Origin of the sequence: Kitasatospora sp. NPDC096128 (assembly GCF_040303105.1) — a bacterium.
Lineage (GTDB): Bacteria > Actinomycetota > Actinomycetes > Streptomycetales > Streptomycetaceae > Kitasatospora.
This window is the reverse complement of sequence record NZ_JBEOSP010000008.1, coordinates 58,690-84,038: the sequence shown is the minus strand read 5'-3', so window position 1 is coordinate 84,038 and position 25,349 is coordinate 58,690. Positions and strand designations below refer to the sequence as shown.

Genomic DNA, 25,349 nt, shown 5'->3' with positions numbered 1-25,349 from the left:
TGGTTCACCTCCGGTCGGGCGGTGGGTCAGATGGTGGCGTTGCCGCGCTGGGACGGGACCTGGTTGGCCTGGTAGGCGATCTCGCTGGTGACCGAGGGAGCGGCCACGGACCAGCCGTCGCCGGACAGCTTGAGCTTCTTGCTCACGTGCTGGTCGTGCTCCTCGTAGTTGGTCGCGGTCAGCTCGGCGTTGTGCTGGGCGTCTTCGACGGCGCTCTGGAGCTGGTTCAGCACGTCCCGCAACGCGTCCCGCATGGTCCCGTACCGGTCGTGGATCTCGGTGGCCTCGGCGAAGGTGCCGAAGGCGGTCTTGCCGAGGCCGGTGCGCCCGTGGGCGGTGTTGCCGTTGGCGTCCTTCTCGAATTCCTTGAGCAGCAGCCGTACTTGGCCGGCGAAGGTGCGCAGTTGCTCGATCTCGACCCGGTAGCCCTGGTTGGCTCCGCCGGTCGAGCCGGTCCCTGTTCCCATTGCGGCGCCCCCCGTGCGTCCGTTCCTGGCGTTCGGGGCCCGGGCCCCGGTGTCTCATGTCTAACACACCGGGCCGGAAGCCCGCCCGGTGCACGGTCAGTTCGCGGGCGTCCTGGTGCGCAGGGCCTCGGCGAGGGCGCGGCGGCAGAGGGAGTCGGCGTGCCGGGTGGTCTCGGGTTGGCGGTAGCGGCGGGCGAGGTCGAGGGTGGTGCGGACGGCGGTGTCGAGGCCGATGCGGTGGCCGACGGAGACGTAGACGGGTTTGACGCCGGGCTGGGTGCGGACCGCGCGGCCGACCTCTTCGCCGGTGGCGGGGTCGGTGAGGGGGGTCCAGGAGCCGCGGCCGGCGTCGGGGTCGTGGTGGTCGAAGGTGAAGGGGGTCTTGGCGACGCCGAGGGTGCGCAGCCCGGTGAGGACGCCGAGGTGGCTGGCGAGGCCGAGGCGGCGGGGGTGGGCGAGCCCGTAGCCGTCGCAGACGACGGTGTCGGGGGTGCGGGTGAGGGCGGCGAGCGCGTCGAGGACGGCGGGGAGTTCGCGGAAGGCGAGCAGTCCGGGGACGTAGGGGAAGGCGATCCGGCCGACGGCGGTGGTTTCCTCGACGACGTCCAGGGTGTCGCGGTCGAGGAGGACGGCCGCGGCGACGACGAGGTCGTGGTCGTCGTCGTAGGCGACGTCGACTCCGGCGATGAGCCGGTTCGGGGTGTCGTCGTCCTGGGCCCGGACGAGCGGGCGCAGTCGTTCCTGTTCGGCGAACGCCTGGGCCTCGGAGGTGGGCCAGTCGGCGGGGATGGGCACGGTCGGTTCCCCCGGTCTGCGTGGTGTCGGACGGGTTCCACCGTACCGAGGGGCTCGGACGACCCCGGGGTGAGCCCGTGCGCCCCCTGTGCCCCCGACCTCGCGGGCTAGCCTGGTCGTGCCGAACTCCCTTGCCGGGTAGGACTTCTGGCACCGGCATCTTTCCCGCCCGTTTCCCCCGACGTGCGAAGGACCCCCGCCATGCCACGTCCGTCCGCCGCCCAGTTCTGCCTCGGCTCGTTCACCGTCGTCGCCACCACGGTGGCACTGCTGGCCGTATCGGGCGCCTCGGGCGTCCTGGAGGTCGCGGTGCTGGTGGGGTTCGCGCTGGCGCTCGGCACCGTGGTGACGGTGCTCTCGGCGTCGGTCTCGCCCCGCCCGTCGGCGGTCGCGGGCCGGCCGGGGGCCTCCCCGGCCGCTGCCGGGCGCGAGTACGCCCGGCAGCGCTGATCCGCCGCCGGGCGCCGTCGTCCCGCTGCCGCGGTCAGATCTCGGTGGTGACCACGACGGTCTTGGCGGCCTTGTCGTGGAGGCACTGCCGGTAGGGCTGGTCGAAGACGCCGAACAGGCCGTCGACGATCCACCACAGGCCGGCGCAGCAGAGCACGGCCGGGAGGATGTAGACGGCGGCCCTGGTCCAGGCGGCGGACTGGGTGGGCGGGTTGCCGTCGAGCAGCATGGCGACGCGGATCTTCATGGCCTTCTTGCCGAGGGTCTGGCCGTCCCGGCTGAGCATCAGGGCCTCGTAGACGAGGTAGATGGCGCAGCCGAGCCAGAAGGCTTCGGTCGCGCCCTCGCGGGTGCTGAGGTCGACGAAGGGGCTGATGACGATGATGGCGATGGCCTGCATCAGGACGTAGTCGAGGAGCCGGGCGACGATCCGCTTGGGCCAGGTGCCGATCGGCGGCATGCCGGGGACGGGGCCGCCGCCCGGGGCGCCGTACGGTTCGGCGCCGGGGCCGTGGCCGGGCGGTGGCTGGTCGTACGGGTTCTGACCGGGGGTCGGCCCACCACCGTAGCTTCCCTGGTAGGCGCCGGGGCCTCCGGCCGGAGTGCCGAACGTGGCGTCGGCGGGAGCATCGGCCGGGGCATCGGCCGGGGCATCGGCCGGGGCTTCGGCCGGGGTGGGGCGCGGCGGTTCGCCGTCCGGCGTGCCGCCGCCCGGCGCGGGGGGCTGCTTGTCGGAGGAGGGCTGACCGCCCCCCTCCGGCTGGGGGCCTGAGGGGTCGTGGGTGCTCATCCCCCGAGTAGAACATTGCGAATTCTCAGCACTTGGGACATTCTGTCCGTTTTGCCGGGCTCAGCTGCGGACCACCCTGGTCCGGGCCGCCCGGTCCTGCCAACCGCGCCGCGCCGGACGGTCGACCACCGGCCAGACGAGGCCGAGCAGCAGCACCGTGCCCAGCTGCCGGACGAACCACCGCAGCAGCGAGCGGCCGAGGCTCAGCCGGGTCCGGCCGCCGGTGGTGTGGGCGTCCACCACCCGGATCCGGGCCAGCCGCTTGCCGAAGGTCTGGCCGGTCCGGGCGACCGGCAGCACCTCGTAGACCAGGCTGACGAACACCAGGATGGCGAGCAGGGCGGCCGCCTTGGCCACCACCACGTCGTCGACCAGCCAGACCTGCACCTGGCGGCGGGTGAGGGCGCTGGCCATCTTGGCCTGGTCGAGCTTCTGCTGGAGGTGGTCGGAGACCGAGCTGCCGAGCGGGACCCCGGCCGCGACGGCGACCACCAGCAGTACCGCGGTGTCCACCACCCGGGCCGCCAGCCGCCGCCCCAACCCGGCGGGCACCGGGGGTGCCGGTCGGCGGCGCACGGCGGACTCCCGGGCCGGCCGCACCACGGGCAGCGCACCGGCGGGGGCCGCGACCGGTACGGTCTCCGGGGCCGGGACCGGGACCGGGACCGGAGCCCGTACCGGGGTCGGGGCGGTCGGAGCCGCCGTACGGGCCGGCGCGGGCCCGCGCACCGCCCCGGGCGCGGCCACCTCGTCGACCGCTCCCCCGGTCGCCTCCCCGGCCACCGGCGCCGCCACCTCGCGGACCGTGCCCGCCATGGCGGGTGCGACGGCGACCGCCACCTCCACGGCAACCGCAGCGCGCTCCGCCTCCGCGCGCCCCTCTTCCTCTTCGAGCGCCCCCGGAAGCACCCCCCAGGACACCCAGCGCGGCGCCCCGCCCGTCTCCATCAGACCCCGCTGCGCCCGCGGATCGGCCTGCCAGCCGGAGTCCCCGGGCAGCCCTGGCGCCCCGCCCGCACCGGGGGTCTCCTCCGCCACCGGCCCGCCGGGCCGGAACACCGGCCCGGCGATCACCTCGGCGACCCGCGGCCCGACCACGAAGGACGCTCCGCCCGTCGTCTGGTCCAGGTACACCGGCCCGGTGTCCCCCGCCGCCGGAACCTCCCGCCCGTCCCGCGCCTCCCGCGCCTCCCGCAGCTCCAGCGCGGGCGACGGCGACGAGGCCGACACGGGCACCGGCGACTCCGACCGCGCCTGCGGCACCGGCACCACCGGCGGGGGCACCGCCCGCGCCGCCGCGATGTCGGGGACGGGCCGCCTGGTGGCGTACCGGGGCGGCTGCAGCACCTCGCCCTGGACGGGGGCGGGCCGGCTGGTGCCCGGCACCCAGGCGGAGCCGCCCCAGTACCGGACGAAGCCGGGAATGGAGGGGTCGGGGTAGTAGCCGGGCTCGGGTGCGACGGCCGGGCCGCCGTCGGCGGCGAAGGGGCGGTCCGTCATGGGGTCTTCTTTCCTGTCGGGTCCTGTCGGGTCCTGGCGAGAGCCGATGGGGGGCGGGTCGGGCCTCGGCAGATCGAACGATCGGAACGTCGTCGGAACAGGTCGGGCCGAACGCACCCGGCCACGGCCCGCCCGCGCACACCCCGGGGCACTCGGGGCACTCGGGGACGCTCGGGACGCGTGGGGGCGACACCGAGGGCGGACAGTCGCCAGGCAGTCACAAAGGGTAGTACCTCGCCGGAGTGCCCATGGGGAAGTTGGCGATTCCCCGGACACCGGAGGGCCTCCCGGGGTAAGGCGCCGGGCGCGCGACGGGCACCCGCGCGCCGCAGCACCGGCGTTTCACCACCTCGCACAGAACTTTCCGGAGAAATCCCGGAAACGTGTGTAAGAACCTGCGCGGACCGCCCTCTCAAAGGTCACAGGGCCCGGAAGCGGGCACGAACCGAAGGCAGAGAGGAAGACGATCATGGACCGCCCCGTCAGCGTCGTGGAGCACGAGCTGGAGCTGAACCTGGTGCTCTCCCCGGAGCACAGCGTCCCCGTCCCGGCCCGGCTGACCTACGGCAGCCACGACCCGTACGCCGTGTACATCACCTTCCACCTGGACACCGGCTCCCCGGTGACCTGGGTGTTCGCCCGCGAGTTGCTGGTCGAGGGCACCTTCCGCCCGTGCGGCCAGGGCGACGTGCGGATCTGGCCGACCCGCTCGGGCCGGCGCAGCGTGCTGTGCATGGCGCTGAGCTCGCCCGCCGGGGACGCGCTGTTGGAGGCGCCGCTGCCGGTCGTCGCGGCCTGGCTGGAGCGGGCGCACCGACTGGTGCCGCCGGGCAGCGAGCTGGCCGCCCTCGACATGGACGGCTCGCTCGCCGAGCTGCTCGCGTAGGCGTGCGGGTCGTGCGCCGCAGCGTGCACTGGACCGTCCAACAGCACCAGCACCAGCACGCGCAGGAGCAGGAGCAGGAGCAGGAGCAGGGCAAGCAGACGAGCAGAAGCAGCGACGGCGCCCCCGCCGGCTCAGCGGGCCGCGGGGGCCTGCTGACGACCGCGGGTGGCGTCCGGGCCGCCGCCGTCGCGCTGTCCGGGCAGCCGGACCAGCGGGGCGCCGGCGGAGCGTCGCCGTGCCCTTATCCGGACGGCGGCGACGAGCAGGAAGCAGAGTCCGACCCACGGATAGATCGAGGTGGGCAGCTGGCGCAGCGGTGACATGTGGAGCACGGCCGCGCCGAGCGGCTTGGCGGCCCACATCGCGAAGGACAGGAAGGCCAGCAGGGTGGCCCAGAACGCGGCCCGCCAGCGCAGTCGGCGGACGCCGGCCGGGCGGGCGTGCTCGACGGAGGCCTCGGCGGCGAGCAGCACCAGCACCGGGACGCACCAGACCCAGTGGTGGGTCCAGCTGATCGGCGAGATCAGCACGGCCGTGACGGCGGTGACGCAGACGCCCCAGGCCTCGGCCCGGGGCAGCCAGCGGCCGCTGCGGACGGCCCAGGCGGCGACGGCGAGTCCGGCCAGCGCGACCAGGCCGGCCCCGAGGGTGGCGAGGAAGCCGGGGTCGGCGCTGTGCAGCAGGCGGGCGAAGGCGCCGCGCAGCGACTGGTTGTCGACGATCTCGGTCTTGCCGACCCGGGAGGAGTCGTAGAGGTACTTGGTCCAGAAGCCCCAGGTGGCGTCGGGCAGGAAGAGCGCGCCGAGCAGGAAGGTGCCGAGGAAGGTGAGGCCGGCCATGAAGGCGGCCCGGACCCGGCCGGTGATCAGCAGGTAGACGGCGAACAGGCCGGGGGTGAGCTTGATGCCGGCGGCGATGCCGATCGCGACGCCCTTGCTGCGGCGGCCGTCGGACCGGGTGAGGTCCCAGAGGATCAGGCAGGCGAGCGCAAGGTTGATCTGGCCGTAGCGGAGCGTGGTGAAGACCGGTTCGAGCCAGACGCCGAAGCCGGTGATCAGCACCACACCGATCGGCCGGAGCTCGCGGCGCGGCCAGCCGACCAGCTTGAAGGACAGGTGGGCCAGCAGGGCGAGCAGTCCGAGGTTGCCGAGAGTGATCACCACCCGGAGGACGGGGATCGGGAACCACGTGGTCGGGACGAACAGCATGGCCGCGAACGGCGGGTAGGTCGCGGGGAGGTTCCACTCGGTGACGCGAAGCCCGTACAGGTCGGTGCCGTTGGCGACGGCCGCGCCCTCGGCCCGGTAGACGATCATGTCGACCATCGAGGTGTGGACGAAGTGGCGGACCACTGCGTACACGACCAGCGACAGCAACGCCAAGGACGAGGCGACCAGCATCGGACGGCGGGGGGCCTCACGCAGTGCACGCACGGGGGCACCCAGCGCGACGCGCAGCCGGTCCGACAGGGGGGCGGGCGACGGGTCGGTTACGGCCCGCACCGGGCTGCGCTCGTCTTGCACCGCTGTCACTGTCCACTCCGTCCACCGCTCGGCCAACCAGCGACGATACCGGATGCGACCGATCCCGTCCTGGGCACGATCGACTACGCAAAGTGATGAGGATGCCCCGACCGACCGTGCTCGGCTGCGGGCTGAGCACGGGCGGTCGGGGCGGTCAGGAGGCCCGGTCGGGGCGGCCGGGAGGCCCGGTCGGGGCGGTCAGGGGTCCCGAACAGAGCCGCCAGGAGGCCCGGTCGGAAGCCCGGTCACACCGGGAGGCGGCGCCTCAGCCGGTGTAGCCGCCGAGAACCCGGGTGAAGTCCAGCGGCTGCTGGACGATGCTGCTGCAGCCGGCGTCCGCGTAGGCCTTGGCGCCGCCGTCGCAGGCCTTGTCCCGGGTGCCGGACCACATGGCCAGCCAGGCGAGGTGCTTGCCGGCCGCGAAGTCGGCGAGCTGCTTGGCGTCGGCCACCGTGAAGACCTCGCTGGCGACGTCGTTGACGCCGATCATCGGGGTGACCGCGACCTTGCGCCAGGCGGCCGCATCGTCCAGCCCCAGCACACTCTTGACCTGGGCCTGGGTGGCAGTGGCCGCGGCGATCGCGTAGGTGCCCATCCGCCCCTGCGGGTCGGGGGCGACGCCGTCGCCGAAGTCCATCGCCATGATGTTGACGGCGCCGATCGCGACGCCGGCGGCCTTGGCCCCGGCGACCAGGTCGACGCCGTCCTGGGTCAGGCCGGAGGGCAGCGCGGGCAGAGTGAAGGAGACGTCGAGGGGCTTGCCCTTGGCGGCGGCGTCGCGCTGGAGCTGCGCGACGGCCTGGGCCCGTCGGGTGTTGGCGGCGGCGTCGGCGATCGCGCCGCCCTCGACGTCGAAGTCGAGCCTGGTCACGCCGTACGCGTCGATCACCTTGCCGTACGCGGCGGCCAGGTCGGCGGCCGAACCGCAGGCGAGCGCCAGCTCGCTGCCGTTGGCACCGCCGAAGGAGACCCGGACGTCGCCGCCGATCGCACGCAGTGCGCCGATCTGGGCGGCCACCGCGTCGGCGGACAGGTCGCTCACCCCGCCCCACTTGGGCTCGCAGCCGCCGCCGGAGACCACGAAGGCGAGGTTGAAGTTCTTCACCCCGGTGGCCTTGGCGGTGGCGGCCAGGTCGTAGGGCGGGTAGAGCGAGGTGTCGACGTACGGGGCGAAGCCGCCCCCCGCGCCGGCCGGGGGTACGGGCACACCGGTCGCCGTGGGGGTGGCGGTCGGGGTGGGGGTGGGCGGCCTCGTGGTCGCGGTGGCGGTGGCGGTCGGGGTGGCCGTGGCCGTGGCGGTCGCGGTGGGCGAGGCCGGGCCGGTGGGCGTGGCCGTGGGGGTGGTGGTCGGCCGCCCGGACGGGGTGGGCGCGGGGCCTTCGCCGGCCTTGCAGGAGGCGTTGTCGATGAGGCAGTTCCCGGGCTCGGCCTGGGCCGCTCCGGCGCCCTGGGCGACGAAGCCGACCACCACGCTCTTCCCGGGGTCCAGTCGCTTGCTCCAGGCCTCCGGCTTGACGGTGACGTGCTGCCCGTCGACGGTGAAGGTGGCGTTCCAGAGCGAGTCGATCTTCGCGCCGGCCGGCAGGTCGAAGCTGAGCGTCCAGCCGTCGATCGGGTCGGCGGCCGGATTGGTGACCAGGTACTGGCCGGTGTAACCGGAGTCCCAGCTGCTGGTCCGGCTGTAGACGGCGCCGAGCGAGGCGGCGCTGGCCGAGGAGGCGAGTGCCACGGCCCCGCCCGCGACCAGTGCGGCGACGACCGCCGAGGCCCCGATGATCGTCCCCTTGCGGCTGCGCCTGCGGTGGCCGGAACGGCGGGTGGGTCGGGTGGTCATGGCGCGTTACCTCCGCGGGTGCCTGCGGTCGGCACCGTTGCCGGTGCCTACGGTCGACCTTCGTCCGGACGGGCCGCGCAGGGGTGCGCGGGGACGTCCCGGGCGGCCGGCCCGGCTCGGTCGGGTGACCGGCGCGACCGACGCTAGCCGTGCCCGGGGGCCGCGGGTCGCGGGCTGAGCGAGGGGTGAAGGTCCCTTAGGCCGCAGTTAAGGAAGAGCTCCGAACGGGAGAGCCGGCGTCAGCTCCCGACCCGCCGTCACCACCACCGCCGTCACCTCGGGAACAGCGCGCCCCGCGCCCGCCGCCGGCCGGCCCGGGCGGGCAGGCCCTCCGCCGGGCGGGTGCGCAGCCGAAGCCGGGTCTCCGCGCCGCCGAGCACGGCGGAGCGGCCGAGCGCCAGGTCCCCGCCGGTGGACTCGGCGAGCTTGCGGACGATGTCCAGTCCGAGGCCGGTGGAGCCCTCCCCGCCGTGGCCCTCGCCGCGCTTGAGGGCAGCGGCCGGGTCGCTGTAGCCGGGGCCTGCGTCGCCGACCAGCACGATCACCGAGGCGTCGGTGGCCAGCACGTCCACCGAGAAGGCGGTGCCGACGGCGGTGTGCCGGAAGACGTTGCCGAGCAGGGCGTCGACGGCGGCGGCCAGGTCGCCGCGCTGGACGGGGACGGGTGCGGCGCGTTCGGCGCCGGCCAGTTGCCAGCGGCGGCCCTCGTCCTCGGCCAGCGCGGACCAGAAGCCGACCCGTTCGCGGATCACCTCGGCGGCGTCGCAGCCGACCGCGACGGCGGGCGCGTCCTCGGGGGCGCGGCGGGCGGAGCGGATGATCTGGTCGACCTCGCGCTCCAGTTGGGCCACCGCGTGCCGGGTTGCGTCGGCCGCGTCGCCGTCGCCGAGCGAGGCGGCGTTGAGTCGCAGCACGGTCAGCGGGGTGCGCAACCGGTGCGACAGGTCGGCGGCCAACTCCCTCTCGGCTGCCAGGAGTTGGACGACCCGGTCGGCCATCGCATTGAACGCGTGGGCGGCTTCGCGCAGTTCCTCGGGGCTGCCGTCGACCTGCTTGCCCGCCACCGGGACGCGCACCGCGAGGTTCCCGGCGCCGAGCGAGCGGGCGGCGGTGGCGAGCCGACGGGCGGAGGCGACGATCCGGCCGCCCATCCGGTCGGCGACCAGCACCGAGAGGGCGACCAGGCCGAGCGCGACCGCGGAGAGCACCAGCCAGGCGGTGGAGACGCCCCGGGTGAGGTCGCTCTCGGCGACGAACACCTCGACCACGGCGGTCCGCCCGGTGTCCACCGCGACCGGCTGGAGCAGCGCGTAGCCGCCGGGCACCGCGACGGTGAAGGCCCGGCCCTGGCCGCCGGCCGTGGCCACGTCCGCTGCCGCGGCGCGCCCGTCCCCGATGGTCGGGCCGCCCGGCGCCGCGGAGTCCCCGGCGGCCGGCGCCCCGGCGGGCACCGGCAGGTGCACCGCCATCCGCCCCTGGGCCCCCGCGTCGGTGCTGGCCAGCGCCCGGTTGATGGCGTCCTGGTCGGTGGTGATCGCCAGGGCCGGGCCGAGCGCTGCGGCCTGCCGCTCGGCGGCGGTGAACGCCCGCTCCCGGGCGGTCTGTTGGACCATCAGGCCGAGCGGGATGAGGAAGGCCAGCGCGACCATGGTGGTCCCGGCCACCGCGGCTTTGATCAGGGCCCAGCGGAGCGAGTGCGCGAACCGCTTCATGTCCGGTGCTCCGCCGGGCCCGCGGGGTCCGCGGCCGCCTCCAGCCGGACTCCGACGCCCCGGACGGTGTGCAGGTAGCGGGGGCTGGAGGCGGTCTCGCCGAGCTTGCGGCGCAGCCAGGAGAGGTGCACGTCGATGGTCTGGTCGCCCCCGTAGGTCTGCTGCCAGACCTCGGCGAGGATCTCCTTGCGCGGCACGACCACGCCGGGCCGGGCGGCCAGGAAGGCCAGCAGGTCGAACTCACGGCGGGTCAGGTCGAGCAGCCGCCCGTCCAGGACGGCCTCGCGCCGCTGGACGTCGATGGCCAGTCCGCCGACCCGCAGCACCTGGGCGACGGGCGCGGCGCCGCTGCCGAGGCGGCGCAGCACGGCGGCCATCCGGGCGCTCAGGTGCTCCCCGGAGAAAGGTTTCACCAGGTAGTCGTCGGCGCCGTCGTTGAGCAGCCGGACGATCTCGGCCTCGTCGTCCCGCGCGGTCGAGATGATCACCGGGACGTTGGTCAGCCCCCGGATCATCTTGAGCACCTCGCTGCCGTCCAGGTCGGGCAGGCCCAGGTCGAGGATCACCAGGTCGCAGCCGACCTGGGCGACCTCCCGCAGCGCCTCCAGGGCCGTGCCCACACTGCGGACCGCGTGACCGGTGTCGGTCAGGTGGCGGATGAGTGCGGAACGTACGAAGGGGTCGTCCTCGACCACGAGCACTGTTGCCATGGCCCTGCACGGTACGCCATCGGCGGGCAGTGGTCTGTACCTCGGGGGTGGGTCCGGACAGGCTCCGGACGGGCTCCGCACGCGCTCCGGACGGTGGGCAACTCCCCGGCCGGGGAGGGGCTCAGGGTGCCCGTCCCCGGCCACCGGGAAATACGGCAGGATGTGCGGACGATGCGGAACGGACTGGTGCAGCTCTGTGCCTGGGCGGCCGCCACCGGGGCGGCGGTGGCGCTGTCCTGGCTCGGTGTGCACGCCGTGCTCGCCGGAGCCGCGTCCGAGCGGCCCACCGCGCTGCCGCTGCCCTCCCCGAAGGCCGACGGCACCCCGTTCGGCGTGACCGCCGCCCCCGGCCGCCCGCCGACCACCGACACCCCGGCCCCGCCGGGCTCCCCGAGCACGACCCCGACCACGGCCCCGACCCCGACCGCGGGCGCCACCGCCGCGCACGCCCCGGCCGGCACCCCGACCGCCCCGCCGACCAGGAAGCCCACCACCGCCACCACGTCCACGGTGAAGAGCTACCCGATCCCCGGCGGCCGGGTCGCCCTGGACATCCGCGCCGACAACGCCTCACTGGTCTCCGCCACCCCGGACCCGGGCTGGCAGATGCAGGTCTGGAACGGCGACCAGTGGATGCGGGTGGACTTCACCAAGGACAACCAGGCCAACTCGGTCTTCGTCTCCTGGAACGGCCACCCGCCGATCGTTGAGACGGCGATCCGCTGACCCACCACGGCCCGCGCCCCACCGCGCCGCGGTCACCACCCGGCGAAGGGCCCCCCGGCAGGTACCGCCCCCGTACCGGGGTGGGGCCCGGGGCACGGGATCGTGGCTGGAGGGTGGCGCCGGGCCGGCCGCCGTGCAACTGTTCCGTTTCATCCTGGTCAAGCTGCGCCCCGGAGCGGGAGAATCGACGGCGCCGCTGTACAGAATGCCCACCGGAGGACCGAGCCGCGATGCCCCCCGCCCACGCCCCCAGCTCCCCCGGCTCCCCCAACTCCCAGGAACCGTCCGGCCCGTCCGGCCCGCAGAACGCCCCGACCGGCCAGGCCACCCAGGCCACCCAGGCCACCCAGGCCACCCAGGCCACCCAGAACGACACCATCGACGCCCTGGACGGCCGGCTGATCCGACTGCTCGCGGAGGAGCCCCGGATCGGTGTGCTGGAGTGCTCGCGCCGGCTCCAGGTCGCCCGCGGCACCGTGCAGGCCCGGCTGGACCGGCTGCAGGCCAAGGGGGTGATCAGCGGGTTCGGCCCGGAGGTGGACCCGGCGGCGATCGGCTACCCGGTGACGGCCTTCGCCACCCTGGAGATCTCCCAGGGCCAGGGCGCGGACGTGCGCGCGCACCTGGCGCGGGTGCCGGAGGTGCTGGAGCTGCACACCATCACGGGGATCGGCGACATGCTGGTGCGGATCGTGGCCCGCTCCAACGCGGACCTCCAGCGGGTGATCGACCGGGTGGTGGGCTTCGACGGGATCGTCCGCTCCTCCACCGCGATCGTGCTGGAGAACCCGGTGCCGTACCGGATCCTGCCGCTGGTGGACCAGGCGGCCGCCGAGTAGGGCGCCCCGGTCCGGAACGCCCGGTCCGGAACGCCCGGTCCGGAACGCCCGCCCGGTCAGCAGCTGGGGACGCTGCCGCCGCTCTTCAGCGCGTCCAGCGCCGCGACCGACTCGGCGAGCGTGCCCACCGGCACCAGCCGCAGCGTCTTGGGGGTGTTCACCTTGGCGTCCGTGCACTCCTCCTTGGGGAGCAGGAACACCGTCGCGCCGTCCCGGGCCGCGGCCTGGGTCTTCAGCGGGACGCCGCCCACCGGACCGACCGTGCCGTCGTTGTCGATGGTGCCGGTGCCGGCGATCCTGAGCCCGCCGGTGAGGTCGCCGCCCTTGCCGTCGCCGGCGAGCTTGTCGACGATGCCCAGCGCCAGCATCTGTCCGGCGCTCGGGCCGCCCACGTCACCGAGGTCGACCTTGACCTTCACCTGGGCCGGCGAGAGGTGGAGGTAGCCGAGCGCGGCCGTGGTGGCGCTGTCCTGGGACTCGGCCATCTGCTGGGCCGTCACCTCCTCGGCCTTGGCCGGGTTGCTCTGCGGGTAGACCGTCTCGGTCGGCCGGACGGCCTCCTTCGGGTCGAACCAGGCCTGCATCGCCCGCCAGAACGTGGTCCGCTGCCCCGGGTTGGTGGCCGAGATGGTGACCATCCGCAGCTCGCCCGAGGTGGTGCGCAGCGGCGCCCCGGTGATGGTGAGCACCGGCCGGTCCTGGTAGCTGCCGAGGGTGTCCGCGGTCAGGCCCGGCCAGGTGATCGTGTACGGCAGCGGGACGAAGGCCGCCACGCCGAACAGCGCGGAGACCAGGACGCCGCAGAGCGCGAGCGAGCGGGTCCGCGGGGAGGGGAGGGCCTTGGGCAGCTTGGTGTCGGACACAAGGGGAATCCAAACACACCCGGCCCCCCTCTGTGATTCGCCCGCTCGCCTCCGCGCGCTCCGACCCCCGGGCGGGCGCTACCGCAGGGCGTCGGCCACCTCGGTGGCCGCCTCCACCACCCGGGGGCCGACCCGCTCGGGCACCAGCCCGTTGAGCATCACCACGCCGACGCTGCCCTCGATGCCGCTCAGCCCGAGCAGCGCGGCGGCGGCCCCGCTGGCCCCGGACTGCTCCTCCGCACGGGTGATGACGAAGCCCTGTTCGGGCCGGCGCTGACTGGGGAAGGTGCGGGCCTCCAGGATCGCCCGGCCGGCCGCGCTCTCGCCGAGCGGGTGCCGCAGGCCGGTGCGGTAGGCGACGTGGAAGTCGGTCCAGCTGGGCTCGACCACCGCGACGGCCAGCGCCTCGCTGCCGTCCACCAGGGTCAGGTGGGCGGTGGCGCCGAGGTCCTCGGCGAGGCTGCGCAGGGCGGGCAGGGCGGCCTCGCGCAGCAGCGGGTGCACCCGGTGGGCCAGTCGCAGCACGCCGAGGCCAACCCGGGCGCGGCCGCCGATGTCGCGGCGGACCAGGCCGTGCTGCTCCAGGGTGGCGAGCAGCCGGTAGACCACGGTGCGGTTGACGGCCAGCCGGGCGGCCAGCTCGGTGACGGTGAGCCCGCGCTCGGAGTCGGCGAGGAGTTTGAGGACGCGGACGCCGCGGTCCAACGTCTGGGAGGTCTCGGCTGTCACGACGGGCAGTCCTTTCCGCGGCGCTCGCGGGGCGTGCGGCGCCGAGCCAGGAGGTCGGTGTCGCGCGCAGGTGGGGGTGGCCGCGCTCGGGCCGCGCGGTGTCGTCCTTGACGACCGCACGGTCCTGCGGAGCCCGTCCCGCGGGGGTTGCCCGGCGGAAGAGCGTGGGGGAAAGGTAGTGAAGGAATTCCCGCGACGGAAGTGGTTGTCCAAAATTCGGTCGTGATCGTCATCGCCGCCGCCGGGAATTCCGGACAAACCCCGTCGATCCACCGCCCCGGCCGGGGCCTCGGCCCGCCTCCGGTCCGATGTCCGGACACTCCCGGCGGAACGGGGGCGGGTCCGGTTCGGCCGCGGCCGAACCGGACCCGCCTGCCGGACCGTTACTGCGGTTCGCTACTTCGCCCACTCCCGGATCTTGGCGATCCGCGCCTTCAGCTGGTTGGCGGTGGCCTGGGCGGTCAGCGGCCCGCCGCACTGGCGGCGCAGCTCGTTGTGGACCGTGCCGTGCGGCTGGTTGGTGCGGTGGTGCCAGGCGGCGACCAGCGCGTTCAGCTCCTTGCGCAGCTCCCGCAGCTCCTGGTGGGTGACCACCGGCCGCTGCTCGGCCGGCAGCTCCAGCAGGTCGGCCTCCTCGGCGGGCTTGGTCTTGCTGCGCTGGATCTGCCGGTGCTGGCGCTTCTGCAGCAGCATCTGCACCTGGTCCGGCTCCAGCAGGCCCGGGATGCCGAGGTAGTCCTCCTCCTCCTCGCTCCCCGGGTGGGCCTGCATGCCGAATTCCATGGCGTTGTAGAGCACCCGGTCGAAGACCGCCTCGGAGCCCAGCGCCTCGTAGGAGAACTCCTCGCCGCCCGCGCCGTCCGGCCCGTCGTTGGCGCGCTCGGCCTCGGCGAGCAGCCGGTCCTCCTCGTCGAAGAGGCCGTCGCCCTCCTTCTTCGGCCGGTCCAGCACGTGGTCGCGCTGGAGCTCCATCTCGTTGGCGAAGCCCAGCAGCATCGGGATGGTGGGCAGGAACACCGAGGCGGTCTCGCCGCGCTTGCGGGCGCGCACGAAGCGGCCGACGGCCTGGGCGAAGAACAGCGGGGTGGAGATCGAGGTGGCGTAGACCCCGACGCACAGCCGGGGCACGTCGACGCCCTCGGACACCATGCGGACGGCGACCATCCAGCGCGAGGTGCCCTCGGCGTAGTCGGAGATCCGCTTCGAGGCCTCGGCCTCGTCGGAGAGGACCAGGGTGACCTTCTCGCCGCTGATCTCGCGCAGCATCTTGGCGTAGGCGCGGGCCACGTTCTGGTCGGTGGCGATCACCAGGCCGCCGGCGTCCGGGATCGCCTTGCGGACCTCGGTGAGGCGCCGGTCGGCGGCCTGGAGGACGGAGGGGATCCACTCGCCCTGCGGGGACAGCGCGGTGCGCCAGGCCTGGGCGATCAGGTCCTTGGTCATCGGCTCGCCGAGCCGGGCCTCCAGCTCGTCGCCGGACTTGGTGCGCCAGCGCATGTTGCCGCTGTAGCTGAGGAAGATCACCGGGCGGACGACGTGGTCGGCGAGCGCGTGCCCGTAGCCGTAGGTGTAGTCGGCGATGGACTTGCGGATCCCGTCGCTGCCCGCGTCGTAGGCCACGAAGGGGATCGGGTTGGTGTCGGAGCGGAACGGCGTCCCGGTCAGCGCCAGTCGGCGGGTGGCCGGTTCGAAGGCCTCGAAGCAGGCCTCGCCCCAGGACTTGGAGTCACCGGCGTGGTGGATCTCGTCCATGATCACGAGGGTCTTGCGGGCCTCGGTCCGGTTCCGGTGCAGCATCGGGTTGACCCCGACGCCCGCGTAGGTGACCACGATGCCGTGGTAGTCCCGGGAGAGCGGGCCGGAGGAGTACGCCGGGTCCAGCCGGATGCCTATCCGCGCCGCGGCCTCGGCCCACTGCTTCTTCAGGTGCTCGGTCGGTGCGACGACCGTCACCTGCTGCACCAGGTGGTTGTGCAGCAGGTACGAGGCCAGGGTGAGGGCGAAGGTGGTCTTGCCTGCGCCCGGGGTGGCGACCGCGAGGAAGTCGCGCGGCTGGGTCTCGATGTACTTGTCCAGCGCACCCTGCTGCCAGGCCCGCAGCTTGCCCGCGGTGCCCCAGGGGGCGCGGCCGGGGAAGGCCGGGGAGAGGTGGTGGGAGGAGGCGGGCGCGGCGTGGCCGACGGCCCGGACGGGGTCCTGCTGCTCCGGTACGTCGGAGAACAGCGGCATCGAGGAGGCGGCGGCAGTACTCACGGTCTCCGAGGAGGGATCATCGCAGGTCAGAGGCGGTATTGCGGCCCCGTCCCGCGGTCGGGCGGCGATCGGACAACCCGCCCAGCCTACCGGCCCGGGGCCGTCGGGGCCTCCCATCCCGGCCCCGCGCCGGGCCCGGGCGGCCGGAAATCGATGTGACGCAGGTCACGTAGGATGACCCGTGGAACCGGGTAATCCCCGCTGTCCCCGGGACTCTCACCAGGGTGAGGCCGCCCCAACCCCACCTGCCGTCGGGCGGCCCGCACCGAACGAAGGGACCCCCCTTGTACGCCTCCGTCGAAGAGACCGTCCAGGCCCGCCTGATCCTCTCCCCGCACCGCTCCGCCCGGCTGCGCGTGGTCCTCTCGTACCTGCCGGAGGACCCGTTCGCGGTCCGGATGGCCTTCCCGGCCGAGTTCTCGCTGGACGAGGTCGTGGACGACCGGTCCGGTGAGGACATCGTCTGGGTGTTCGCCCGCCAGCTGCTCTCGTCCGGCCTGGAGCTGCCGGCCGGTGTCGGCGACGTCCACGTCCGGCCCGCGCTCGGCCGGCGCACCATGGTCGAGCTGCGGGCCCCGGAGGGCACCGCGCTGCTCCAGTTCGACAGCACCGACCTGCGCCGGTTCCTGTGGCGCAGCCGGCTGGTCGTGCCCGAGGGCGAGGAGCACCTGCACCTGGACGCCGACCGCGCGCTCGCCCAGCTGCTCGGGTGAGGGGGCGCGCCCGGCGTCCGGGAGCGGGAGAGGGAGCTGGTGGTTCAGCCGGACAGCTTGCGCATCAGCCGGACCCCCTGCGCCGCCGTGAGGTGCGGCAGGTAGGCCTTGCCGATCGCCCTGGTGATGCCGGGCAGTGCCGCCGGGTCGGGGTAGGCCATGTACATCGGCCGGTACTCCGGCTGGAACTTCGCCTTGAACGCCAGCAGCGAGCGGAAGCCGTACACCGGCTCCAGCACCCGGCCCATCCAGTCCAGCATCCGCTGCAGGCCGGCCGGCTCCTCGTCCTGCCGGGCGCGGGCCAGCGGTGCCCCGGACAGCGACAGGAAGCGGGCGCCCTCGCCCTTGAAGCCGAGCGCGGCCGAGGCGATCAGGAACTCGTTCACGCCGCGGAAGCCGTCCGAGCGCCGCCGCATGAAGTCCAGCGTCCAGCCGACCGGCACGCCGTCCTCGTACACCGGCATCCAGCTGGTGAGCCCGTGCACCACCCGGTCCTGGTCGACCGCGATCAGCACCCGTACGTCCGGGTCGTCGAGCTCCTCCAGCCCGCCGAGCGTGAAGCCCATCTCGGGCAGGCCCTTCTCGGAGACCCACTCCTCGGAGATCGCCCGGATCTGGTCGCGCAGCGCGAGCGGCGCCTCCTGGTAGGTCCACCACTCCGCGGTGATGCCCTGCTTGCCGGCCTTGTTCAGGGCGGTGCGGATGTCCTGCCACTTGCGGCCGGTGAAGGCCAGCTCGGGCAGCGGCACCACGGTGTCCTCGGCGACCTGCACCGAGCGCCAGCCCAGCTGCGCGGCCGCCGCCCTGGTGTCGGCGCAGACGCTGTAGAAGCACGGCGTCCAGCCGCGGGCGTCGCAGTAGCGGGCGAATCCGGCCACCGCCCGGGCCCGCTCCTCCGGGGCGCCGAAGGGGTCACCGGTGGTCAGCGCCACGGTGCCGACCACCCGGTAGGCGACGGCCGCGCGGCCCCGCTCGTCGAACCAGTAGTGGTTGCCGTCCCAGGTGGTGATGAAGGACAGCGTCCCGCCGCCGTGCTCGGCGAGCAGCGCCCTGGCCCGGGCGGCCGCCGCCGTGTCGGTGTGCAGCACCGGCCGGCGGAACGCCGACAGCAGGGCGAGCAGCGCGACGATCCAGAACGCCAGTCCGCAGTAGGTCTCCAGGAAGAGCGCCACCGGGCCGACCGCTATCGGGTAGTCCGGCAGCAGGTCGTTGTACGCGGGCGGGAGGAACTGGGCGGGCAGCCCGCTCACCAGCCCGCGCAGACCGGCGCCCGGTTCGAACTGTCCTGCCACCAGCCGCCCGATGCCCACGTACGCCGCCGCGGCGGCCAGCGCGGCCCCGCCGACGACGACGGCCAGCCGGCCCACCGCCCGGCCGGTGAGCCGCAGCCGGAACCGCTGCCGGGTGGCCAGCAGCAGGACGGTGGTCAGCAGCGGCAGCAGCATCGCCTCGACGAAGTACTGCACCGCGTCCCCGCTGACCGGCCCGGCCTCGAAGTACAGCCAGGCCAGCAGCGCGGCCCAGAGCACCTCGGTGGCGACGCTGATCCGCCAGGCGAACCGCAGGCCCCGGCGCAGCCCCTCGGCGAGCACCAGCAGCAGGGCCGGGAACAGCGCGGCCATCAGCCGGGCGGGGGTGTCGAAGATCCGCTCGACGGCGTGCGCCCGGGCGCAGTCGTGCACCGAGACGGAGCAGAAGTCGGCCACCTCGTCGGGGCTGAGCCGGTGCGAGAAGTACAGCTCCGAGAAGGTGTTGAACGGCCCGCTGGCGTTGTCGTACAGCGAGGCGATCAGCGGTCCGCAGGCGGCGGCGACCAGGCAGAGCGCGACCAGCACCCGGGTCTCGCCGTGCGAGGAGCGGTGGGTGCGCAGGTACGGCCGGCCGCGGCTGAGCAGCGCGCCCAGGCCGAGGCCGAACAGCGCGCCCGCGCAGCGCTGGACGCTCTGCAGGTGGCCGACGTACAGGGTCATGACCAGCGGGACGAGCAGCACCAGCAGGTGCAGCCGGCGGCGCCAGAGCACGGTGAGCCGGTAGCCGAGCACCCCGGCCAGGGCGAACAGGCCGACGGCGGGCCCGACCGAGGTCTGGTCGGCCACCGAGGCGGTCCACTGCTCCCCGGCCGAGGAGCCGAACGCGACCAGCCCGGTGCCCAGCAGGGTGCCGGCCACCTGCCCGCCGACCAGCAGCGCGAGGGTGCGCAGCCGGCCGAACCGGTGCTCGGCGGCCGGGCCGACCAGGAGCAGCAGCAGGCTGGTGAAGACGTACGAGCCGATCCCCGAGGACCAGAGCATCGAGCTGACCGGCGTCCACCAGTGGCCCTCGCCGAGGGTGGGCAGGCCGACGCCGACACTGGCGAGCAGCCGCCGGGACGGCCCGCCGGACAGGCTGCCGGTGGCCGCGCCGAGCGCCCAGAGCCCGGTGAGCAGTGCCATGGTCAGCGGTGCGGAGCGCAGCCGGTCGCGCAGCACCCGGGCGGCCCGCCGGATCCGCTGCGGCCCGGCCTCCGGCGTGGGGGTGACCGGGGCGAGGTCGGTGTCCTGCGCCGGCGCGCCCTCCGCGTCCCGCCCCTCCGTGCGCTCCCGCCCCCTGGCGACGCGCGACGCGGTGCCGATCACCGGGTCAGCCCGGTCTGCTGGGCCAGCCACGGGATCTGCCGAGCGATGCCCGGACGGAAGACGACCCAGCCGTGACGTCCCGGCATCAACTCGAACTTCGCCTTCATACCGGCCTCCTGTACACGCTGGTAGACCTTCTCCATCTGCGGCCGGAACTCGTCGTCGTGCTCGCCGACGACCATCGCCACGCTGGTGTCCGGGAACTTCCGACGAGCCATCACGTGGGCGGGGTCGACTGCCTCGAACTTGCTTTCGTCGCCGCCGAAAGCGGCCTTGACGGTCTGCTCGCGGGTGCCCAGGGTGGGCTCCTCCTGCCCGGACATGTCGAGCACGCTGCCGTACACGTCGGGCGCGTTGACCCCGAGCTGGAGGGCACAGGTGCCGCCCATCGAGGCTCCGCCGATCGCCCAGGCCTTGCGGTCGGTGGCGGTCTGCAGATTGTGGTGGACCCACCGGGGGACGTCCACCGCGAGGTAGGTCTGCGCCTTGGCGATCTTCGAGTCGAAGCAGAGGGTGTTGGCCCAGGTCGAGCCGAGGTGGTCGGGCATCACCACGATCGGCGCCAGCCCGTGGTGCTCGGCCGCGAACGCGTCCATCGCCTCGTTGATCTGGCCGGAGAGCACCCAGTCCCCCGGCGACCCGGGCTGGCCGGGGAGCATCACGAGCACCGGCAGCAGCGGCCGCGGGGTGGCCTGGTAGGCGGGCGGGAGGTAGACGTACGCGTCGCGGGCCCTGAAACCCGATGTGAGGCCGGGGATCGTCACCACCGAGACGGTGCCCTTCGCGGGCAGGCCCGCCGGGGGCTGCCAGACGTCCTCCAGCACCTGCTCCGGCCGGGCGGAGAGGGTCTGCGACACCTTCGAGGCGACCAGCCCGTTGGTTTTGGTCAGCCACGGCGCCAGCATCATCCGGCCGTTGGAGAACTGTCCGAAGCCGATGTTCACCTCGGAGGCGGCCAGCAGCAGGACCAGCCCGCTGAGGCCGAGCGCCAGGCCCCGGCGCGGCCAGGACAGCCGGCGCATCCGGTACCCCGCCAGGCAGAAGCCCAGCAGGGCGACGGCTATCCACCAGGTGACGTACTCGGGGGTGCCCTCCGGGAAGGGGTGCCACCAGCCGTCGACGACGACGCCCAGCAGCAGGCTGAGGGCCGCCGCGGTGATCAGCGCGGCGGGCAGGCGGACCCGCCACCAGCTGCGGCCGCGGCCGACGGCGAGCGCGAACAGCGCGGCCCAGCCGGCGACGAAGACGGCGTTCGGGATCGGGCCGTGGGTGAGCGGCCAGTCGATCGGGTTCCAGCGGGTGGCGAGGGTGAGCGTGGTCATGCGGCTTTGCCCGGCGGTGTGGTGTCGGCCAGGAATCCGTAGGCGACGACGTTCCCGTCGTAGCCGTGTTCCTCGCTGTACGCGCCGCCGCAGGTGATCACCCGCAGCTGTGCGTCGGAGGCCTGGCGGTAGACCCGGTCGTCCGGGAAGTCCTTTCGGTCGTGCACTTCGATGGCGTAGAGCTGGTAGACGGCGGTGGCGCCGTCGGCGCGGGCGATCTCGATCCGGTCGCCCCGGCGGAGCGCTCCCAGATGGTAGAAGACGGCCGGACCGGCCTTGTTGTCGACGTGCCCCGCCAGGATGGCGGTGCCGCGCTGGCCGGGGGCGGCGCCGCCGCGGTACCAGCCCGCGAGGTTGCGGTCGGCCGCGGGCGGGGCCTGCAGGTGACCGTCGGGGTCCAGGCCCAGCTCGGTGACGGGGGCGTCCAGGCGGACGGCCGGGATGCGGATCCGGGTCGGGGCGGACGGGCCGAGCGGGGGGACGACGGAGACCGGGGCGAAGCCCGACTGCGACTGTCCGCTCGGCGCGGGCGGCAGCACGGGCGAGCCGCCGTCGTGCAGCAGCCAGGCTCCGAGCACGAGGGCGGCGCCGGCCGCCAGGGTGCCCGGCCAGGGGCTGCTGCTCTGCTGGACGCCCACGGATGCTCCCTTCTGCCGGCCCGGCTCCCATTCCTGAGAGTTTCCTGGGAACTCATTCAATCGGATCGGACCATGCGGCACGTCCTCACGACGGTCGTATCCGCACCCGCCGATCGGCAGGGATGACGGCCCCGATCCTGCGTGGAGTGGGCGGACAGCCACGGATCGTGACATTCCGGTTCCGTATTCGGGGGCGGCGCCCCCACCCGTCCGAACACCTTCGACGTTCTGGCCCGCCCTTTCGGTTGCGTCAATCGGGCGATCGATCACGACCGTCCGCTGCGCCTCTTCGACCGTTCTGGTCCACATGCCATGCTGACCCGGTCACGGGCTCCACCCCCCTCCGGGCCGACCGCCCTTCCGCGCGCAGCGCGCCGCACGCACGCCACCGGCCGCACGCCTGCCGAGCACCGCACTCCTGCCGTACGCCTGATGAACGGAGTCACCATGGACGCGCTCTCCCGCCGAACCCTGCTGGCCGCCGGAGCGGCCACCGCCGCCACCCTGGCGGCGGGCTGCGGCAGCGACCGGGCCGGCGGGGGCGGGGAGCACACGGACGGCGGCGCGGCGGCGACCACCCCGGCGGGCGACGGGCAGAGCGCCACCCCGGCCGCGGTCCCGCAGAAGCCGCAGGCCGTCCTGCTCGGCGACGGCTCCACCTCCGACACCGGCCCCCAGCCCCACCAGCCCGTCCCGGACCGGCTCCAGCCCGGCCAGCGGCCCCCGCAGTTCGTGGTCTTCTCCTGGGACGGCGCCGGCGAGCTCGACAACGGGCTGTTCGCCCGCTTCCGCCGGCTGGCCCAGGAGCACAACGCCTCGATGACCTTCTTCCTCAGCGGCCTCTACCTGCTGCCGGAGTCCAAGAAGGACCTCTACCGCCCGCCGCAGCACAAGGTCGGCGCCTCCGAGATCGGCTACCTGAGCGACCAGCACATCCACGACACCCTGGAGAACGTGCACGCCGCCTGGCTGGAGGGCCACGAGATCGGCACCCACTTCAACGGCCACTTCTGCGGTGCCACCGGCGTCGGCCAGTGGTCCCCGGAGGAGTGGGAGAGCGAGATCCAGCAGGCGATGGAGTTCGTGACGAGCTGGCGCACCAACACCGGCTTCACCGACCTGCCGGCCCTGCCCTTCGACTACCGCAAGGAGCTGATCGGCAGCCGCACCCCCTGCCTGGAGGGCCAGCGCAACCTGCTGCCCACCGCCGTCAAGCGCGGCTGGCGTTACGACAGCAGCGGCAACGGCACCCAGGTGTGGCCGCAGAAGATCCAGGGCGGCGCACTGTGGGACCTCCCGCTGCAGGCCATCCCCTTCCCCGGGCACACCTTCCAGGTGCTGTCGATGGACTACAACATCATGTTCAACCAGTGCGGCCCCAACACCAAGGCCGACCCGGCGCTCTACCCGGGCTTCCAGGCCCAGGCCCGGGACTCCTACCTGATGGGCTTCGACCGCACCTACAACAGCAACCGGGCGCCGTACATCATCGGCAACCACTTCGAGGAGTGGAACGGCGGCATCTACATGAACGCCGTCGAGGACGTGCTCAAGGCGATCGCGGGCAAGCCGGAGGTCCGACTGGTCTCCTTCCGCCAACTGGTGGACTGGCTGGACGCCCAGGACCCGGCGGTGCTGCGCAAGCTGCAGGGCCTCGGACCGGGCCAGTCCCCGGCCGGCGGCTGGGAGGCCTTCCTCGGCACCCCGGCGGCGCCGCCGACCCCCTCCCCCACCGCCACCGCGTCCTGACCCCCGGTCAGGCCCGGGCCCGGACCCGGCCGGCGAGCAGCGCTCCCAGCGCCGCCACCGCGGCCATCACCAGCAGGATCACCGCGAAGGCGCCGGGCGAGCCGTCCGCCCCGGCGCCCTCGTGGGCGGCGGCGAGCGACCCGCCGCCCAGCGCCGCGAACAGCACCCCGGCCAGGCCGGTCAGCAGCACGTTGCCCAGCGCGTCGCTCATCTGCAGCGCGGCCGAGTTGGCCCCGGCGTCCTCCGGCGCGGAGAGCTTCATCATCAGCACGCTGACGCTCGCGACCGTCAGCCCCATCCCGATGCCGCCGACGCCCCAGGCCACCGAGGCCATCCAGGCCGGCACCGCCGGGACCAGCACCAGCGCGGCGGCCGCGATCGCCACCGCGGTCAGCACGAAGCCACCCCGGATCATCGCCTCCCGGTAGCGTTCCGCCCCCGGGCGCCCCTGCAGCCAGGAGCCCAGCGCCCAGGTGAGCCCGCCGCTGGTCAGGGTGAGCCCGGACAGGGTCGGCGAGAGGTCGCGCTGGGTGGTCATCATCAGCGGGACGAAGGCCTCGGCCCCGAGGAAGGCCCCGGCCGCCAGCCCGCGCAGCAGGATCACCGTCGGCAGCCCGCGCCCGGCCCGCAGGGTCCGCTTCGGCAGCAGCCCCAGGACGGCCGGCGCCAGCAGCGCCGCCCCGGCGATCCCGGGGACCAGCCCGACCAGGTCCCGGCGCTGGCCGGCGTACTGCAACAGGCCGGCGCCGACCGCCGCCATCGCGGCCAGCAGGGTGCGGCGGCGGTCGAACCCGGCGCCCTTGAGCACCGGGTGCTCCCGCTCGGAGCGGGCCAGGGCCGGGCCCATGACGGCCAGCGGCAGCAGGATCAGCACCGGCACGGCCAGGAACACCCAGCGCCAGCCGAGGTGCTGGGTGACGGCCCCGGAGACCAGCGGCCCGACGATCGAGGGCAGCACCCAGGCCGAGGAGAAGGCGGCGAACACGGCCGGCCGCAGCCGCTCCGGGTAGGCCCGGCCGACCACCACGTAGAGCGCGACGATCACCAGCCCGCCGCCCAGCCCCTGGATCGCCCGCCCGGCGACGAACACCCACATGCCCGGCGCCGTCCCGGCCACCACCAGGCCCGCACCGAACACCGCGATGCCGGTGAACAGCGGCTGCAGCGGGCCGCGCCGGTCGCACCACTGGCCGGAGACGACCAGGGCGAACAGCGTGGTGGTGAAGTAGCCGGAGAAGGCGAAGGCGTACAGCCCCAGACCGTCCAGCTGCCGGGCCGCGGTCGGCATCGCGGTGTTGACGGCGGTCGCCTCGAAGGCGATCACCAGGACCACCGACACGATCCCGAGCGTCAGGGCCCGGTAGCGGCCGCTCATGACCCCGCCGCCGGAATCGGGCTCGGAGGGTGTGGGGCCGGAGGGTATCGAGGGGGAGTCGACCGGGGTGGGGGAGGCAGTGGTCATACGTGACATCGTAAGAGCCGACTGCCCCGTTGACTCCTGACCGGAGTCCCTGACCGGATCCGTCGCAGGCCCTAGGACCAGGCCCCGGACCGGCCCCGGAGCGGGCGTCAGTGCAGCACCTTGAGCCCCACCACGCCGCAGACGATCAGCAGCAGACAGCCGATCCGGGCCGCGGTCACCGCGTCCCCCAGGACGGCCATCCCGTAGAGCGCGGTGCCGACCGCGCCGATGCCGACCCAGACCGCGTAGCCGGTGCCGATCGGGATGGTGCGCATCGCATAGGCCAGCCCGCCCATGCTGAACAGCAGCGCGACGCCGAAGACGAGGCTGGGAACGAGGCGGGAGAAGCCCTTGGACGATTCCAGGGCCACCGCCCAGACGGTCTCCAGGAGACCCGAGACGAGCAGAACGAGCCAAGCCATGACGGCCGTACCTCCGCAGTCCACAGCGGCCGGATTGCCGCTGAACTGCGTCGTCTTGTCGTCACCGGGTACGACGCGCTCGTCCGGAGTGGCGGGGAAATCAGCCACCGACTTCGACGGTAGCACACCTTGCCATACAGAATTTACACAACGTCATTGACCCCGCACGGGCCATCCGCCATCCTGAATTCACTGGCCGTGTGCCCGAGTGGCTCAGGGAATCGTCTGCAAAGCGATGTACGCGGGTTCAATTCCCGCCACGGCCTCGAAAAGGGAATTGCCGGTCGACTTTCGGTCGACCGGCAATTCCGCATTTCCCGCCCCGTTTCCGGCCGCGGCGCCGGCCGCCGC

General features: G+C 73.9%; 22 protein-coding genes, 1 tRNA gene and 1 riboswitch. Of the genes, 7 read left to right on the top strand and 16 right to left on the bottom strand.

The window, feature by feature from the left end:
- Positions 1 to 26: 26 nt before the first annotated feature.
- Entirely contained in the window at positions 27 to 467 is a 441-nt protein-coding gene (locus ABTY61_RS11620; RefSeq protein WP_350504765.1) for a DUF2563 family protein, read from the bottom strand.
- A gap of 96 nt (positions 468 to 563) precedes the next feature.
- A complete protein-coding gene (locus tag ABTY61_RS11615) occupies positions 564 to 1,262 on the bottom strand; it encodes an endonuclease V (protein WP_350504764.1) in 699 nt (232 codons plus the stop codon).
- A 201-nt stretch (positions 1,263 to 1,463) separates the two neighbouring features.
- Here ABTY61_RS11615 and ABTY61_RS11610 point away from each other — a divergent pair, with 201 nt between their 5' ends.
- Positions 1,464 to 1,712, top strand: coding sequence for a hypothetical protein (locus tag ABTY61_RS11610; RefSeq protein WP_350504763.1), 249 nt, complete (start codon positions 1,464 to 1,466; stop codon positions 1,710 to 1,712).
- A gap of 34 nt (positions 1,713 to 1,746) precedes the next feature.
- Here the strand turns inward: ABTY61_RS11610 and ABTY61_RS11605 are convergent, their stop codons facing one another.
- Together ABTY61_RS11605 and ABTY61_RS11600 are read right to left on the bottom strand one after the other, a co-directional pair.
- Positions 1,747 to 2,502 (bottom strand): RDD family protein, encoded by a 756-nt coding sequence (locus ABTY61_RS11605; RefSeq protein WP_350504762.1) that lies wholly within the window; start codon positions 2,500 to 2,502, stop codon positions 1,747 to 1,749.
- A gap of 60 nt (positions 2,503 to 2,562) precedes the next feature.
- Complete coding sequence (locus ABTY61_RS11600) at positions 2,563 to 4,002, bottom strand: RDD family protein (protein WP_350504761.1); 1,440 nt, start codon at positions 4,000 to 4,002, stop codon at positions 2,563 to 2,565.
- Between the two features lie 469 nt (positions 4,003 to 4,471).
- Between ABTY61_RS11600 and ABTY61_RS11595 the strand changes: the two genes are divergently transcribed.
- Complete coding sequence (locus tag ABTY61_RS11595; RefSeq protein ID WP_188307044.1) at positions 4,472 to 4,888, top strand: SsgA family sporulation/cell division regulator; 417 nt, start codon at positions 4,472 to 4,474, stop codon at positions 4,886 to 4,888.
- Between the two features lie 131 nt (positions 4,889 to 5,019).
- Here ABTY61_RS11595 and ABTY61_RS11590 read toward each other — a convergent pair whose 3' ends face one another.
- The 4 genes from ABTY61_RS11590 to ABTY61_RS11575 all read right to left on the bottom strand — a co-directional run bounded on the left by ABTY61_RS11590 (position 5,020) and on the right by ABTY61_RS11575 (position 10,667).
- Entirely contained in the window at positions 5,020 to 6,420 is a 1,401-nt protein-coding gene (locus tag ABTY61_RS11590; RefSeq protein ID WP_350504760.1) for a glycosyltransferase 87 family protein, read from the bottom strand.
- A 256-nt stretch (positions 6,421 to 6,676) separates the two neighbouring features.
- Positions 6,677 to 8,245, bottom strand: a complete 1,569-nt coding sequence (locus ABTY61_RS11585) for a glycoside hydrolase family 18 protein (RefSeq protein WP_350504759.1) — start codon at positions 8,243 to 8,245, stop codon at positions 6,677 to 6,679.
- A gap of 272 nt (positions 8,246 to 8,517) precedes the next feature.
- Positions 8,518 to 9,957 carry a sensor histidine kinase gene (locus tag ABTY61_RS11580; RefSeq protein ID WP_350504758.1) on the bottom strand — a complete coding sequence of 480 codons (1,440 nt, stop codon included), beginning with the start codon at positions 9,955 to 9,957 and terminating at the stop codon, positions 8,518 to 8,520.
- A complete protein-coding gene (locus tag ABTY61_RS11575; protein ID WP_350504757.1) occupies positions 9,954 to 10,667 on the bottom strand; it encodes a response regulator transcription factor in 714 nt (237 codons plus the stop codon). Before ABTY61_RS11575 ends, ABTY61_RS11580 begins: the two co-directional genes overlap by 4 nt.
- A 171-nt stretch (positions 10,668 to 10,838) precedes the next feature.
- On the opposite strand from ABTY61_RS11575, the gene ABTY61_RS11570 reads away from it, so the two are divergent.
- Together ABTY61_RS11570 and ABTY61_RS11565 are read left to right on the top strand one after the other, a co-directional pair.
- Complete coding sequence (locus ABTY61_RS11570; protein ID WP_350504756.1) at positions 10,839 to 11,393, top strand: hypothetical protein; 555 nt, start codon at positions 10,839 to 10,841, stop codon at positions 11,391 to 11,393.
- Positions 11,394 to 11,770: 377 nt separating this feature from the next.
- Positions 11,771 to 12,232 carry an Lrp/AsnC family transcriptional regulator gene (locus ABTY61_RS11565; protein ID WP_030284025.1) on the top strand — a complete coding sequence of 154 codons (462 nt, stop codon included), beginning with the start codon at positions 11,771 to 11,773 and terminating at the stop codon, positions 12,230 to 12,232.
- 56 nt (positions 12,233 to 12,288) lie between these two features.
- On the opposite strand, the gene ABTY61_RS11560 is transcribed toward ABTY61_RS11565, so the two are convergent.
- The 3 genes from ABTY61_RS11560 to ABTY61_RS11550 all read right to left on the bottom strand — a co-directional run bounded on the left by ABTY61_RS11560 (position 12,289) and on the right by ABTY61_RS11550 (position 16,053).
- Positions 12,289 to 13,095 (bottom strand): S16 family serine protease, encoded by an 807-nt coding sequence (locus tag ABTY61_RS11560; RefSeq protein WP_350504755.1) that lies wholly within the window; start codon positions 13,093 to 13,095, stop codon positions 12,289 to 12,291.
- Positions 13,096 to 13,173: 78 nt separating this feature from the next.
- Positions 13,174 to 13,824 carry an IclR family transcriptional regulator gene (locus ABTY61_RS11555; RefSeq protein ID WP_350504754.1) on the bottom strand — a complete coding sequence of 217 codons (651 nt, stop codon included), beginning with the start codon at positions 13,822 to 13,824 and terminating at the stop codon, positions 13,174 to 13,176.
- A gap of 396 nt (positions 13,825 to 14,220) precedes the next feature.
- A complete protein-coding gene (locus ABTY61_RS11550) occupies positions 14,221 to 16,053 on the bottom strand; it encodes a DEAD/DEAH box helicase (protein WP_350504911.1) in 1,833 nt (610 codons plus the stop codon).
- 308 nt (positions 16,054 to 16,361) lie between these two features.
- Between ABTY61_RS11550 and ABTY61_RS11545 the strand changes: the two genes are divergently transcribed.
- Positions 16,362 to 16,790: an SsgA family sporulation/cell division regulator gene (locus ABTY61_RS11545; RefSeq protein WP_350504753.1), complete on the top strand. Its 429-nt coding sequence runs from the start codon at positions 16,362 to 16,364 to the stop codon at positions 16,788 to 16,790.
- A gap of 44 nt (positions 16,791 to 16,834) precedes the next feature.
- Here ABTY61_RS11545 and ABTY61_RS11540 read toward each other — a convergent pair whose 3' ends face one another.
- The 3 genes from ABTY61_RS11540 to ABTY61_RS11530 are packed head-to-tail and all read right to left on the bottom strand — an operon-like array spanning position 16,835 to position 21,365.
- A complete protein-coding gene (locus tag ABTY61_RS11540; RefSeq protein ID WP_350504752.1) occupies positions 16,835 to 19,435 on the bottom strand; it encodes a rhomboid family intramembrane serine protease in 2,601 nt (866 codons plus the stop codon).
- Entirely contained in the window at positions 19,402 to 20,727 is a 1,326-nt protein-coding gene (locus ABTY61_RS11535) for an alpha/beta hydrolase (RefSeq protein ID WP_350504751.1), read from the bottom strand. The genes ABTY61_RS11540 and ABTY61_RS11535 overlap by 34 nt, the downstream gene beginning before the upstream one ends.
- On the bottom strand, positions 20,724 to 21,365 hold the full coding sequence (locus ABTY61_RS11530; RefSeq protein WP_350504750.1) for a class F sortase: 642 nt from the start codon (positions 21,363 to 21,365) through the stop codon (positions 20,724 to 20,726). Before ABTY61_RS11530 ends, ABTY61_RS11535 begins: the two co-directional genes overlap by 4 nt.
- A 447-nt stretch (positions 21,366 to 21,812) precedes the next feature.
- Here ABTY61_RS11530 and ABTY61_RS11525 point away from each other — a divergent pair, with 447 nt between their 5' ends.
- Positions 21,813 to 23,114: a polysaccharide deacetylase family protein gene (locus tag ABTY61_RS11525; protein ID WP_350504910.1), complete on the top strand. Its 1,302-nt coding sequence runs from the start codon at positions 21,813 to 21,815 to the stop codon at positions 23,112 to 23,114.
- 7 nt (positions 23,115 to 23,121) lie between these two features.
- Here ABTY61_RS11525 and ABTY61_RS11520 read toward each other — a convergent pair whose 3' ends face one another.
- Both ABTY61_RS11520 and ABTY61_RS11515 read right to left on the bottom strand, forming a co-directional pair.
- A complete protein-coding gene (locus tag ABTY61_RS11520) occupies positions 23,122 to 24,576 on the bottom strand; it encodes an MFS transporter (RefSeq protein WP_350504749.1) in 1,455 nt (484 codons plus the stop codon).
- Positions 24,577 to 24,683: 107 nt separating this feature from the next.
- Entirely contained in the window at positions 24,684 to 24,998 is a 315-nt protein-coding gene (locus tag ABTY61_RS11515) for a DMT family transporter (RefSeq protein WP_350504748.1), read from the bottom strand.
- A gap of 44 nt (positions 24,999 to 25,042) precedes the next feature.
- A riboswitch (guanidine-III (ykkC-III) riboswitch) is annotated at positions 25,043 to 25,109 on the bottom strand.
- A gap of 83 nt (positions 25,110 to 25,192) precedes the next feature.
- On the opposite strand from ABTY61_RS11515, the gene ABTY61_RS11510 reads away from it, so the two are divergent.
- Positions 25,193 to 25,264, top strand: a tRNA-Cys gene (locus ABTY61_RS11510).
- The last annotated feature ends 85 nt before the right edge of the window (positions 25,265 to 25,349 follow it).

Coding starts and splice junctions, on each gene's coding strand:
- ABTY61_RS11525 (WP_350504910.1), top strand. CDS start 21,813: ATGGACGCGCTCTCCCGCCGAACCCTGCTGGCCGCCGGAGCGGCCACC.
- ABTY61_RS11575 (WP_350504757.1), bottom strand. CDS start 10,667: ATGGCAACAGTGCTCGTGGTCGAGGACGACCCCTTCGTACGTTCCGCA.
- ABTY61_RS11585 (WP_350504759.1), bottom strand. CDS start 8,245: ATGACCACCCGACCCACCCGCCGTTCCGGCCACCGCAGGCGCAGCCGC.
- ABTY61_RS11600 (WP_350504761.1), bottom strand. CDS start 4,002: ATGACGGACCGCCCCTTCGCCGCCGACGGCGGCCCGGCCGTCGCACCC.
- ABTY61_RS11610 (WP_350504763.1), top strand. CDS start 1,464: ATGCCACGTCCGTCCGCCGCCCAGTTCTGCCTCGGCTCGTTCACCGTC.
- ABTY61_RS11570 (WP_350504756.1), top strand. CDS start 10,839: ATGCGGAACGGACTGGTGCAGCTCTGTGCCTGGGCGGCCGCCACCGGG.
- ABTY61_RS11535 (WP_350504751.1), bottom strand. CDS start 20,727: ATGACCACGCTCACCCTCGCCACCCGCTGGAACCCGATCGACTGGCCG.
- ABTY61_RS11520 (WP_350504749.1), bottom strand. CDS start 24,576: ATGACCACTGCCTCCCCCACCCCGGTCGACTCCCCCTCGATACCCTCC.
- ABTY61_RS11605 (WP_350504762.1), bottom strand. CDS start 2,502: ATGAGCACCCACGACCCCTCAGGCCCCCAGCCGGAGGGGGGCGGTCAG.
- ABTY61_RS11550 (WP_350504911.1), bottom strand. CDS start 16,053: ATGCCGCTGTTCTCCGACGTACCGGAGCAGCAGGACCCCGTCCGGGCC.
- ABTY61_RS11515 (WP_350504748.1), bottom strand. CDS start 24,998: ATGGCTTGGCTCGTTCTGCTCGTCTCGGGTCTCCTGGAGACCGTCTGG.
- ABTY61_RS11620 (WP_350504765.1), bottom strand. CDS start 467: ATGGGAACAGGGACCGGCTCGACCGGCGGAGCCAACCAGGGCTACCGG.
- ABTY61_RS11580 (WP_350504758.1), bottom strand. CDS start 9,957: ATGAAGCGGTTCGCGCACTCGCTCCGCTGGGCCCTGATCAAAGCCGCG.
- ABTY61_RS11595 (WP_188307044.1), top strand. CDS start 4,472: ATGGACCGCCCCGTCAGCGTCGTGGAGCACGAGCTGGAGCTGAACCTG.